Annotated in this window: 11 protein-coding genes and 1 riboswitch; of the genes, 5 read left to right on the top strand and 6 right to left on the bottom strand. The window is 52.9% G+C overall.

The annotated features are described in order from the left end of the window. Positions 1 to 8: 8 nt before the first annotated feature. Positions 9 to 1,112 carry a glycine cleavage system aminomethyltransferase GcvT gene (gcvT, locus tag NST37_RS10590; RefSeq protein ID WP_024984889.1) on the bottom strand — a complete coding sequence of 368 codons (1,104 nt, stop codon included), beginning with the start codon at positions 1,110 to 1,112 and terminating at the stop codon, positions 9 to 11. Positions 1,113 to 1,303: 191 nt separating this feature from the next. Beyond that, a riboswitch (glycine riboswitch) is annotated at positions 1,304 to 1,397 on the bottom strand. A gap of 222 nt (positions 1,398 to 1,619) precedes the next feature. On the opposite strand from gcvT, the gene NST37_RS10585 reads away from it, so the two are divergent. From NST37_RS10585 to NST37_RS10575, 3 genes are all read left to right on the top strand, one after another. Then, positions 1,620 to 3,323 (top strand): SNF2-related protein, encoded by a 1,704-nt coding sequence (locus tag NST37_RS10585; protein WP_024984888.1) that lies wholly within the window; start codon positions 1,620 to 1,622, stop codon positions 3,321 to 3,323. Between the two features lie 39 nt (positions 3,324 to 3,362). Continuing rightward, positions 3,363 to 4,538 (top strand): YqhG family protein, encoded by a 1,176-nt coding sequence (locus tag NST37_RS10580; RefSeq protein ID WP_339186645.1) that lies wholly within the window; start codon positions 3,363 to 3,365, stop codon positions 4,536 to 4,538. A gap of 112 nt (positions 4,539 to 4,650) precedes the next feature. Beyond that, positions 4,651 to 5,511, top strand: a complete 861-nt coding sequence (locus tag NST37_RS10575) for a hypothetical protein (RefSeq protein ID WP_003387305.1) — start codon at positions 4,651 to 4,653, stop codon at positions 5,509 to 5,511. Between the two features lie 103 nt (positions 5,512 to 5,614). Here NST37_RS10575 and NST37_RS10570 read toward each other — a convergent pair whose 3' ends face one another. The 5 genes from NST37_RS10570 to NST37_RS10550 all read right to left on the bottom strand — a co-directional run bounded on the left by NST37_RS10570 (position 5,615) and on the right by NST37_RS10550 (position 9,612). Beyond that, positions 5,615 to 5,869 carry a YkuS family protein gene (locus NST37_RS10570; protein ID WP_003387306.1) on the bottom strand — a complete coding sequence of 85 codons (255 nt, stop codon included), beginning with the start codon at positions 5,867 to 5,869 and terminating at the stop codon, positions 5,615 to 5,617. Positions 5,870 to 5,891: 22 nt separating this feature from the next. Next, entirely contained in the window at positions 5,892 to 6,053 is a 162-nt protein-coding gene (locus tag NST37_RS10565; RefSeq protein WP_003387307.1) for a YqzE family protein, read from the bottom strand. A gap of 61 nt (positions 6,054 to 6,114) precedes the next feature. Next, positions 6,115 to 6,639, bottom strand: a complete 525-nt coding sequence (locus NST37_RS10560) for a shikimate kinase (protein ID WP_003387308.1) — start codon at positions 6,637 to 6,639, stop codon at positions 6,115 to 6,117. A 3-nt stretch (positions 6,640 to 6,642) separates the two neighbouring features. Beyond that, positions 6,643 to 8,508, bottom strand: coding sequence for a stalk domain-containing protein (locus NST37_RS10555; RefSeq protein WP_003387309.1), 1,866 nt, complete (start codon positions 8,506 to 8,508; stop codon positions 6,643 to 6,645). Between the two features lie 135 nt (positions 8,509 to 8,643). Beyond that, positions 8,644 to 9,612, bottom strand: coding sequence for a helix-turn-helix transcriptional regulator (locus NST37_RS10550; protein WP_172920388.1), 969 nt, complete (start codon positions 9,610 to 9,612; stop codon positions 8,644 to 8,646). 170 nt (positions 9,613 to 9,782) lie between these two features. Here NST37_RS10550 and modA point away from each other — a divergent pair, with 170 nt between their 5' ends. Then, on the top strand, positions 9,783 to 10,610 hold the full coding sequence (modA, locus tag NST37_RS10545) for a molybdate ABC transporter substrate-binding protein (RefSeq protein WP_003387311.1): 828 nt from the start codon (positions 9,783 to 9,785) through the stop codon (positions 10,608 to 10,610). A gap of 38 nt (positions 10,611 to 10,648) precedes the next feature. Continuing rightward, on the top strand, positions 10,649 to 11,332 hold the full coding sequence (modB, locus tag NST37_RS10540) for a molybdate ABC transporter permease subunit (RefSeq protein WP_003387312.1): 684 nt from the start codon (positions 10,649 to 10,651) through the stop codon (positions 11,330 to 11,332). The last annotated feature ends 11 nt before the right edge of the window (positions 11,333 to 11,343 follow it).

Here is an 11,343-nt window from a genome sequence, read left to right as displayed (position 1 = left end):
TGGTTGGTTTACTTTTTGGGACGTTTGTAGAACGGTGTGGCTGCCACGACAGCCTTCAGCCGCTTGCCGCGAATTTCTACTTCCAGTTCGGTGCCTACAGCTGCATACTCGGATTTGATCAGCGCGAGTCCCACATTCTTTTTCAACGTCGGAGACTGAGTGCCCGTCGTAACCTCGCCGATCTGCTCTTCCCCGACAAAAACAGGGTAATGCGTACGCGGGATGCCGCGGTCGATCATTTCAATCCCAACGAGCTTGCGGGGAGCGCCGTTTTCCTTTTGCGCCTTGAGGGCTTCCTGTCCGATGAACGGCACTTCTTTGTCTACCTTTACTGCAAAGCCGATACCCGCTTCGATCGGCGAGATGTCTTTGCCGAGCTCTTGACCGTAGAGCGGCAGCTTCGCTTCAAAACGAAGCGTGTCCCTGGCGCCGAGGCCGCATGGTACCAGCCCTTCCGGCTTGCCGACCTCGAGGAGGCGGTCCCATAGCTGAATCGCTTTGTCGCTGTCCAGGTAGATCTCAAATCCGTCTTCTCCGGTATAGCCGGTGCGCGAAACGAGAGTCGCAATGCCGTCGATCACGACATTCCGCTTGAAACGGAAAACACCGATTTCCGTCAGGTTCGTGTCGGTCAGCTTTTGCAGGATCGATTCGGCAAGCGGCCCCTGGATCGCCAGCTGTGCTGTTTGCGGTGAGATATTCTCGATCTGTACACCCTCGCTCAGATGCTCCTGCATCCATGCGTAGTCCTTGTCGATATTTCCCGCGTTAATCACCAAGAGGTAGTGATCGTCGGCGTATTTGTAGACAAGAAGGTCGTCCACCGTGCCCCCGTCCGGATAGCAGAACACGCTGTATTGCGCTTGCCCTGCTTCCAGCTTGGAAAGATCGTTGGTTGTAAGGCGTTGCAGGTAGAGATAGGCTCCCTCCCCTTTTACCTCAACCTCTCCCATATGAGAGACGTCAAACAAGCCTGCTTTCGTCCGCACTGCTTCATGCTCCTGCGTGATACTGGAAAATTGCACGGGCAAATCCCATCCGCCGAAATCAATCGTTTTGGCCCCGTATTTTTCATAGACAGGGAACAGCGGCGTGCGTTTCAGTGTCGTCATTTCGGGCACCTCCTGTTTTTTTCATGCAAAAAAGGACAGAACAAGAGAAATGAATACGCCAAATAAGGCGCCCATTTCTCCTCCTCTGTCCTTGGTACCTGAGAGTTGCCTCGCTTGATGCGAGCCGTTCCTTTGGCATCGCTTGCAAGTTTCCCCTTTGGTGGCTCCCGAAGAAGCTCTCTCCAGAGATGCGTCCAGTAGAGGTACTTTTGCCTGAGAGATTCACCATACCCGGCTTGCTCCTTCGGCGCTGCCTTACAAGCAGTCTCTCCCTGCTACTTTCATTCGCGGTGGATACTGGGTGATACATAAATGTTCCAAATACATTCCATACTAGTTGAATGAACTCCTTCTTTATCCTACCACGTGAGCGCATTCTTGAAAATATGCAAATTGCGAATTAACTTGGAAAATCACTAACAAATTTTTTGATCAAAAAGAATAACGTTCACCTTTGATTTACGATATAGCATTTTCATGACAAAACCCCAAAGCGGAGGTAGTCATATGCCGAACGTTCCCGTTTCCTTCGATGCCGATTGGATGGATTTGCTAAATGAACGAATGAAGCAGGACGGCCCCTGGGACAAATGGGAGCTGTTCCAGCTTACTTTGGAAGCCGAAGAGGCGATGGCTATCCGCGAGTTTGACCAGCTTCAGTGCTTGCAATACCTGCCTACGCTCCAACCGTTTCCCCATCAGCTGCAGACGGCGGAGCGCGTTTTGAACGAAATGCGCGGCAGGGCCATTCTCGCTGACGAGGTGGGCCTGGGCAAAACAATCGAAGCCGGGCTGATCATGAAAGAGTACATGATCCGCGGGCTGGCGAAAAAAATACTTATCCTCGTGCCGGCATCGCTCGTAATCCAGTGGACGAAAGAATTGAATCAAAAATTCGGCATACCCGCTGTCGCCCAAAAGAAGGAGTATATGTGGCGGCAATACGACGTCGTGGTTGCCTCGATCGATACAGCCAAACGCGATCCCCACCGCCGTCACGTCCTGGACATCGATTACGACATGCTGATCATTGACGAAGCCCATAAGCTGAAAAACAAAAAAACGCGCAACTACCAGTTCGTCAAGGAGATTCGCAAAAAATACTGCCTGCTGCTGACCGCTACTCCGATCCAGAACGAGATGGATGAGCTCTACAATCTGATCAACCTCTTAAAGCCCGGCCATCTCGGACACACGTCCAGCTTCTCCACAACCTATGTGGAAGGCAAGCGGCAGGCAAAAAACAATGAGCAGCTCAAGACCGAACTGGACAAAGTGATGATCCGGAACAGACGCAGCGACGGAGGCGTGCATTTCACCAGCAGACGCGTCCAGTCCATTCCGATCGAGCTTTCCCCCGAGGAAGCCGCGTTGTATCAGGGCGTAACGCGCTTCGTCAAAGAACAGTATCACACCGGATCGGGCGGCTATAACTCGCTTGCGTTGATCACGCTGCAGCGCGAGGTTTGCTCCAGCCGGGAAGCCGCCTTTCTCACGCTCTACAACATGCATCAACGGGCAGCAGAAGACTCCCCTGTCCGCGCGGAAATCATGGAGCTCGTCGAGATGATCAAGAAAATCGAGTCACATTCCAAAGCTGCCAAGGCAGTCGAGCTCATTCAGCAAATCAACGACAAGGTCATCATCTTTACCGAGTACCGGGCCACGCAAAACTACTTGCAAAAATACTTGCACGATCACGGCATCACCTCTGTTCCGTTTCGCGGAGGATTCAAACGGAGCAAAAAGGACTGGATGACCGAGCTGTTTCAAAATCGCGCACAGGTATTGATCGCCACGGAAGCCGGCGGCGAGGGGATCAACCTGCAGTTCTGCAATCAGGTCATCAATTATGACATGCCCTGGAATCCGATGCGGGTCGAGCAGCGGATCGGCCGGGTCCATCGCTTGGGCCAGCAGCGGGACGTACACATCTACAATTTGTCTACAGTAGGCACCATCGAAGAGCATATCCTCCAGCTCCTCTATGAAAAAATCGACCTGTTTGAAATGGTGATCGGCGAGCTCGATGACATCGTCGAACGGCTGAACCTCAAGCAATCCCTGGAGGAAAATCTGATCAGCATCATCATGGACTCTTCGTCGGAGAAAGAGATGGCTCTCAAGCTGGACAACATGGGCCAAGCCATCCGTGCCATGCGGTTGGCCAGGAAAACCAAGGAGCCGCTGCCGGAAACAGCCGAACAGTAAGCTCATCTTGCAACCTGCAGTCTCGGGAGGGATAGAACGATGAACCAGCAGCGAGTCCGCAAGTATGTGGAGCAGTACTTGTCCGCCTTTTCTTCACACATCATGGAGACACATCCAGATTTTCTGACTGTCAAACTGCCGGTCGAGGTAGACAAGGATATCGGAAACCGCCCTTTCTACTGGAGCTGGGTCGAAAAGATGAACCTGCCCTACCAGCCGCTGGTGCTGACTTTTTGCTTCGATCCAGACCGCATGCCGGACGACAGGCGGGCGGAGCATTTGCATTTGGGCGCAGCTCGTCTGCAGCAGATTTTTCAGTCGACGCGCAAACACGGCAGCTTTGTCTGCATGTACGAAACGCTGCCGCAAACCCGCGCTCAAGCCTCTTCCCGCCAATCGGTGCCGCTGGTCCCCTGGCTTGGGGTGAATTGGAAGGTCTCATTTATTTGCGACAAAAAGCGTGATTTCATCCTGCATTTCGGGGTGAATTTACACCAGCCGCACATCGTACGGGACTTTTATCCGTTTCTGCTGCAGCGTCAACTTGCCCCCTCCATCCCGGATTATCACTATACGCTTGACCGCCGCATTACGATCAGCCAGGCGTTTGCGATGATGGAAGCAGAGATCCGCCGCATTCTGGCTCAGGAAGACCAGACATGGGCGGCAGCAGCGAGACAGCGACTGGAAGAAGAACTGCAAATCCTGGAGGCGTATTACCGGGAGCTGGAGGAGAGGCAGCGCCGAACGGCTGATGATGGGAATGAGGCTGCCAACGAAGCTGATAAGGGCGGGGACGAGCTGCAAGACGGGCACTCCGGGAAATCAACAGGTTCAACAAGCAGCGCAGCAGACAATGTTGAGAGTGCTGCAGCCGAGCCAAATGGCTCCCTGAACCTTCTCCTGGAACAGGAAACCGAACGCCAAACGACTGCGATTCAAGCGGTCAGCCCGTCATTGGAGGAGCATCGCTCGGCAGGCGGAAGAATTCTCGACTTTTTGCGGGCCAACAGCTTTCAAGAGACGCCCCGCGAGAAGATCGACCAGACCGAATGGGTGGCCAGTACACCCGAGGAGGAAAAGCGGCGTCGCATGGAAGAGATGCGCTGGCAATACGAGCCGAGAATATCGGTTCAGTTCATCAATGGCGGCCTTTTTTATCTGCAATCCGCTCCGCCCTCAGCCCCTCCGCACGGCAACGGGCGAAAAATGTAAAAGGACAGCGAGAAAATACGAACGGCAAGAGACAATAACCAACAAATCTTTTCGCCCATTCTGGTTACAATAGGTACCATAGAAAGCCTTTCCACAAAGGTGGTGCTTGACTGTGACTGGAAAAACCTCCGTTTCCCGCTCTCTGTGCGCATTGCTTGTCGCACTGGCCCTTTGCTTGCCCGGACAGACAACCGTCTTGGCGGAAGAAGGGCAATGGGATCAACGTTTTCAAACACAAATCGGAGAATGGAAAAATAGCATAGTCGGACAAGATCCCCAGTTTGCCGACTGGAGGAATGCCCGCATCGACGTCCAAACGCTCGGTGCCAATCAACATCAGTGGCTGGTCAGCTTGACGCAAGGCAGCAAGCAGGTGGGGTACATGGTCGTGGGAGAAGTTCCTTCGACGGAAGGCAATCCAACGTTCGTCCTGCTCGAGTACGGGCTAGGCGAGTACATTTTATTCGACGATACATTTGCCCCGCGTGAAGTTGCCGCCGAGCCGGTGTACGACGGCTTTGCCTCGCACTGGCTGGTCTCGCTGCCAAAAGAAAAGCAAGTTGTCGATGCCAAGACGGGTGAGCGGTATCTAAGCACGACTCGTACTGAGGAATCCGTCATTCAAAGCTTGCAGGAGCAGGATTTGGCTGCTCCTGGACAGAAACTCGTGGCTACCCGTGTCATTCACGCTGAAGCAGTGAATCCGTTTGACAATATCAGCTGGTTTACTCCCCTTGTCTATGCTCCCACTCCCGGCAAGACCGTAACATGGGAAGATTTGTGGCAAAAGAACGCGAAGGACATTACGTTGGCAGTCAGCTTGTACCACTCCGAGGTGCTCTCCCCTTTCTCTGTCGGGTCTTTGCATGTGTGGAATGGGCAAAAACCGTACATCGGCGTCTGGGACGAGGGATTGCGTTTTCTCCCATACGCCTATGCGAGCAAGGTGGGAAAATTTCATATTCAAAAGTAAATGTCTGCAAACGAAAAAGCTCTCTGTCGAATCATTCGCAGAGAGCTTTCAACATTTTTCCCGAGGAGGCCTGTTTGGAAAAATCGCAGACCCGCCCCGATCATCAGTGATGTTCGGTAGGAGACAATCTGACGTGTACCGCATGAAATACTTCCTGCGGGGTCATGCCCGACGCATTGATCACAGGGGCGCCAGTAATCGTCTTGCTCTGGTCATTCAGCACATTGACATCCTGACCTGTAATGACGACGGCATCCACTGTATTTTGCCAGTTACCCAGTTCGACGACCTGATACCCATTGTCACGAAGCATCTTGGAAATTTGGGTAAGGGAACCTTCCACAGCAACTCTCGCCATTTTGCTACCTCCGTTTGGATGGTTACTTGCGCCACAGAAGCTTGATGGACATCGGAATCGCCCCAAACCAGCGGGCAGACCAAGACTCGCGCGGAGCCTTTTTCATCTTCCGCTCCGTTTTCGGCGTTTCCACGTACTGGACAAACAGGCGGGTCAAAAATTTCAGGTATTCTTGAAACGACATCGCACGTGCCTCCTTCGTACGCGCGGATCGCCCCGTACTAACAGAAGAGCGCTTCCTTTCCCTAGTCTTTCCCGATGAGACCCTTTTCAACCATCGCCAGGCGGATTTCAGCTACAATCTCAGCTACCTCTTTTCCAGTCGTATCGATCTGAACCGGTGCGAATGTGTATGAGTCCTTGCGCTGCTCAAGCAATGCTTTTACCCGCTGTGCTACTCCCCCGGCCAAAAGCGGTCGGTTTTGATCCCGCTCCAGTCTCCGCACCAGCTCTTCTTCTGTCGCGGACAGGGCGACGACCAGCCCTCCCTCGAGCATTCGCTGCACATTTTCCGCCCGCAGAACGGCCCCTCCTCCGGTCGTCAGCACCAAACCATGCTGCTTCAGGAGATCGGCGAGCACAGCCGCCTCCATGTCGCGAAAAAATGCCTCTCCCTTTTGTTCAAAGAGCTGCGGAATCGTACAACCCGCGCGCTCTACAATCCCCTCGTCCAGATCCCGATGAATCATGCCCAGCTCCTCCGACAGAGCGGCTCCTACAGTCGTCTTGCCCGTCCCCATAAAACCGACAAGAATCAGATTGTTTCGCATGGCCTACCTCCCTCCACCTGTTTTTCCGGATGGAAACCGCAATTTTACCGTCCTGGACTTTTCGTCCAATTCGGCTTCGCTGCCCAGTACCTGATCAAAAAAGGCAAGCGGCGCCAATGTTCGTCCTTCGATTTCGATCATCCGTTTCCCGAACTCCACTTTTCTTCCGTCCAGCTCGGCGTATGTACTTTTTTCCTTGATCCAGATGGTTCGTCCGTACCCCTTTACTTCAATCGCTGCCTTTTCCTCCGACCAGTTGACTTTGTAACCGAGCTCTTCGGCAACATCGCGGAGCGGCAAGTACGCAGTTTGGTCCGTTATGCGCGAAGGGACCTGCGGGTAGAAGCTCACGCCATTTACGACCGTGGTCACATAAGGAACCAAGGTTACGGGCGCAAACGGCTCGTTGTTGTGCTTTTCAATATTGGGAACGAAATAGCGGGCTTCCCCTTGCAGAACCTGTCCCAAAGCCTGATCCAGATGCTCAGGACCGATCACGCTGCCGTGATAGGAGCGCTGTACCCGCTGCAAGAAGCGTTTGTACGCGTCATCCCCCACTTGCTGACGAAGGTTTTCATACAGGAGCGCTCCTCTGGAATACCAGGTCCAATGAAATTCGTCCTGAGTCGTAAATTGATGAAGCTCTTTCCCCAGCTTGCCGTATGGAAAGCGCTGCGAGAGCCTCTCGACGTCTTTTCTGTAATCAGCAAGCAAGGATTCCGCTTGCGAATCGCCGTACCGCGCCTGCTGATAGTGGACAACACTGCGTTCGACGAGTCCTTCGTCAAGCCAGCCGTAGCGGGCCTCCAATGTTGCTACACTGTTGTACCACCAGAGATGGGCAATCTCATGGGGCAGCCAGTGCTCGATCAAGCTGTTTCTTTGCAGGTCCCTTTTAAAGATTGCCATGTTGGCGTATTCCATGGCGTAGGTCGTTCCCGTACTCGTCTCGGCGATCGAGACGCGCTGGTACGGCAGCGGACCGTACCATTCCGTATAGGTCGGAATGACCGTTTCCGCGATATTCTTGATCCGAGCGATGTTGCGTTTGTCGATCGAGGCAATATCGACGGTGAGATTCGGCGCAAACGTGACTGTCTCGATCTGGTACAGCGGGCTGCCTACCAAGGCAAAGTTAAGCAGCTTTTTCCCGTTGTAATGCACTTCCTGCCTGTTTCCTTCCAGCGGCTTGGATTCGCCGATCCCGACCGTGCTTACCCACTTGTAGCCTTGCGGAGATATGAATGAAATGTCGTAATCGCCGTAATGATAGACAAACGGATCTCCGAAGTCGATACGCTGCGGAGGCTCGTACCACTGCCCGCTTTGATTCTGAGCACCCAGCATCGGATACCAGGTGGTCAGCGTCCAAATGTCGTCCTTTACCCCAAATCTTGTACCGCGGCGCGGAACAGAGTTTTCAAACTGGATGGTGAGCGTGCCTCTCTTCTCCTGCCCCAGCGGATTTGCGAATTGGACAACCGCCTGGCGCCTGTTAAATGGCAAGGACTTGTCCTTGTATCGAATCGAGGTTATCGACATCGGGCTCCACTTATAATCGTAGATGAATAATCGGAGATCCTTCGTTCCCGGGTTGTCAAAATCAAGAGTAACGGTCCCCTTGATTTTCGCCTCCGAAGTATGAAGCTCGGCTCGTATCCGGTAATGAGGCTTCAAATCCTTCACGAGTGACGGAATCGGAGGATCATAGGAAAACGGGTCTACACCGGTCTCCGGCCTTACCTCCGGTTTTTCCAGAGCGGAGATCCAGGTGGCAATCGTCTGCCAATTGAGAACCACTGCTGCCGAGGCAAACGGGATCAATATGGCTAAACAAATCAACAAGCTTGTTTTATGCAAAGGTTTCATGCCAGCCCCCAACTTTTGAGCGACAAGCGTCTATTTTTATCCTGCTATTGTATCAAATAACAATTCAACTGAGTAGAAATTTGCAGAACTGTGCAGAAATCGTAGACAATCGATTCCAGCTAGCGCGCCCGCTTCTCACCAAGTCTCGTACATAATCTTTCCGGTGGAAGCCAGATCATAGCCTCCAATCGCAGCCAATTCATTTTGAAATTCTTCGGAGAGCAGGGTTTCACGCACCTGTCGAATCAGCGCTTTGTTTTCATCTGTCTTTAGCATGACCAGATCATATCGTTCCTGAATGACAGGCAAAAAATCGACCCCGACGAGCTGCCCGGCTTTTTCAATGCCAACGCCAATGTCCGCTTCTCCCCTTGCGACAGCCCCGGCAACAGCAAGATGATTCCCTTCCTCCCGTTCATACCCTGCTGCCTCATGACCGGCGATGCCGTGGAGACGGAATTGTTCTTCGATCAAGGTCCGAATCCCCGAGCCCTTCTCCCGATTGACCATGCGAACCCCGGCTCGGCGGAAATCCTCCCAGACAGACAGCTTTTTCGGGTTGCCTGGCTGGACGTAAAAACCGGCCCAGCGCGAAAGCAAATTGATAACGAGGTACCTGTGACCGATCAGCATTCTCCGTACATACGGGATGTTGTATTCTCCCGTGTCTCCATCGAACAGGTGGGTGCTGACGATGTCCGCCTCTCCTCTGTACATGGCCCACAAGCTGTTGATGCTTCCCACGTAGGAGCGGAGCGGCCTAATGCTGTCTCCATTCCTTTCCAAATGATTGGCCAGCATGTCCAGACTGACGTCCTGCCCGCTGATAATGACAGAACGTGTCGCCTGCCCGTGCTGAGTCGGAACGTGGGAGGTCGTGCCTGCCGGAGTGCTTGCCGACTGGTGCGGGTATGGATGTACACTCCGGTATTCCCCTTTGGCCCGTTGCTTGTAGGCTTCCAGATCAGACGCGTCCACGCGCATTTGTCTGCCTACCCGGTAGGCCGGAAGCTCTCCTTTTTTGATCAAATCATAGACGGTCAATTTGGATATCCGCAGCAGCTTGGCTATTTCTTCTGTCGTATATGAATTATCGTGAGTCATGCTTGCCTCCCGTATTTCATCGCTCGAACTCCCTCTTATTCCTATCGTCGTTCTTTCTATTTTCCTTTAACTTTTTGAAATTCGCAATTGATTATCCAGTTCAATTCCATATAATCTAGTTATAACTAGTTATATTTAATTATAACCAAATATGAATTGGAGGTTCTTTTATGTACCCGCAATTTAGGAAATATCTCTCGACTCTGCTATTTGCTATTCTCTTGCTTATGGCGGCCGGCTGTTCGACACAGACCGCTCAGCCGCAAAGTCAACAGCCGGATACCGCTTCCCAGTCGGCAGAAAAACCGCTCCAAATCGAGCTGATGGTCTCTGCAGCCGCTAGCTTGACGGACGCCTTAAACGAGATCAAGCCGCTGTTTGAGCAGGAGCATCCCGGTGTAACCCTTACATACGTGCTGGGCAGCTCTGGCAAGCTGGCTACCCAGATCGAACAAGGAGCCCCGACCGATGTCTTTCTTTCCGCCAGCAAGAAGGACATGGACAAGCTGGAAGAGAAACAATTGATACAGAAAGACAGCCGCACCGATTTCGCCAAAAATGCGTTGGTTCTCGTGGTTGGAAAAGAAAGTACGCTTTCTGTGGGCTCCTTCGAGGACCTGACCAAGGACGAGATCAAACATCTGGCAGTCGGACAGCCGGATAGCGTACCAGCCGGACGCTATGCAAAGGAAGCGCTGGAGCATCTGAAGCTCTGGGAGCCTCTTGCAGACCGGCTCGTATTCGGAAGCGACGTCCGCCAGGTGCTGACCTTCGTCGAGTCGGGGAACGCCGAAGCCGGTATCGTGTATGCCAGCGACGCCGCCATCTCGGAAAAAGTCAAGGTTGCGGCCAAAGCAAATGAGGAATGGCACAAGCCGATTGTCTACCCGGGTGCAATCACTTCCTCTACGGAGCATGCTGATCTTGCCAAAGCATTCATCGCTTACCTGAGCAGTGAAAAAGGAAAAGAGATTTTGCAGAAATACGGGTTTCAATAATAGATCATGCGGATTCAGCTAAAGGAGATGGACGGTACGTGGATTCCAATCTGACACCCTTGCTTCTCTCCCTAAAAGTGGCCGCCATCTCCACTTCTGTTGTGTTTGTTGTTGGTTTGTTGATGGCACGGCTTCTGACGCAAAAGGAGTTCTGGGGAAAACATTTTCTGGAATCGCTCATTTTGCTGCCGATCGTCCTCCCGCCGACCGTTGTCGGTTTTGGACTCTTGCTCGCTTTTGGAAAAAACGGCTTTCTCGGCCAGCTGCTCTACGACATGTTCGGGATACAGATTGTGTTTACCCTCACCGGAGCTGTGATCGCATCTATTGTCGTTTCGTTTCCGTTGATGTATCAGAGTGCCCAGGCTGCCTTTACAGGAATTGATCGCCGGTTTGAGGATGCAGCACGGACGATGGGCTCCTCGGAATGGCGCGTCTTTTGGACCATCTCCTTCCCCCTCGCCTGGCCCGGTCTGCTGGCGGGGCTTGTCCTTTCTTTTGCCAGAGGCTTGGGTGAATTCGGAGCGACGCTGATGCTGGCCGGCTACATCCCGGGAAAAACAGACACGATCCCGGTAGCGATTTACTTTGCGGTTGAAGCCGGACAGATGGACAAGGCCATGTTCTGGGTGATCGTCATCGTCGCGCTTGGTATGGGGACAACCGTCTGGCTGAATTGGTGGAGCCGCCGAAGCATGCGCCGTTTTGCCAACACGAAGTGAGGAGAGAGGGA

The organism is Brevibacillus sp. FSL K6-6036 (assembly GCF_037964015.1).
Classification (GTDB): Bacteria; Bacillota; Bacilli; order Brevibacillales; family Brevibacillaceae; genus Brevibacillus; species Brevibacillus borstelensis.
The sequence above is the reverse complement of the archived record's forward strand: the minus strand, read 5'-3'. Positions and strand labels throughout refer to the sequence as shown.

What these genes read in the sequence shown, in the direction of transcription:
- NST37_RS10550 (WP_172920388.1), bottom strand. Translation starts at nt 9,612, where the DNA reads ATGACTCACGATAATTCATATACGACAGAAGAAATAGCCAAGCTGCTG.
- gcvT (WP_024984889.1), bottom strand. Translation starts at nt 1,112, where the DNA reads ATGACGACACTGAAACGCACGCCGCTGTTCCCTGTCTATGAAAAATAC.
- NST37_RS10555 (WP_003387309.1), bottom strand. Translation starts at nt 8,508, where the DNA reads ATGAAACCTTTGCATAAAACAAGCTTGTTGATTTGTTTAGCCATATTG.
- NST37_RS10570 (WP_003387306.1), bottom strand. Translation starts at nt 5,869, where the DNA reads ATGGCGAGAGTTGCTGTGGAAGGTTCCCTTACCCAAATTTCCAAGATG.
- NST37_RS10565 (WP_003387307.1), bottom strand. Translation starts at nt 6,053, where the DNA reads ATGTCGTTTCAAGAATACCTGAAATTTTTGACCCGCCTGTTTGTCCAG.
- NST37_RS10585 (WP_024984888.1), top strand. Translation starts at nt 1,620, where the DNA reads ATGCCGAACGTTCCCGTTTCCTTCGATGCCGATTGGATGGATTTGCTA.
- NST37_RS10560 (WP_003387308.1), bottom strand. Translation starts at nt 6,639, where the DNA reads ATGCGAAACAATCTGATTCTTGTCGGTTTTATGGGGACGGGCAAGACG.
- NST37_RS10580 (WP_339186645.1), top strand. Translation starts at nt 3,363, where the DNA reads ATGAACCAGCAGCGAGTCCGCAAGTATGTGGAGCAGTACTTGTCCGCC.
- modA (WP_003387311.1), top strand. Translation starts at nt 9,783, where the DNA reads ATGTACCCGCAATTTAGGAAATATCTCTCGACTCTGCTATTTGCTATT.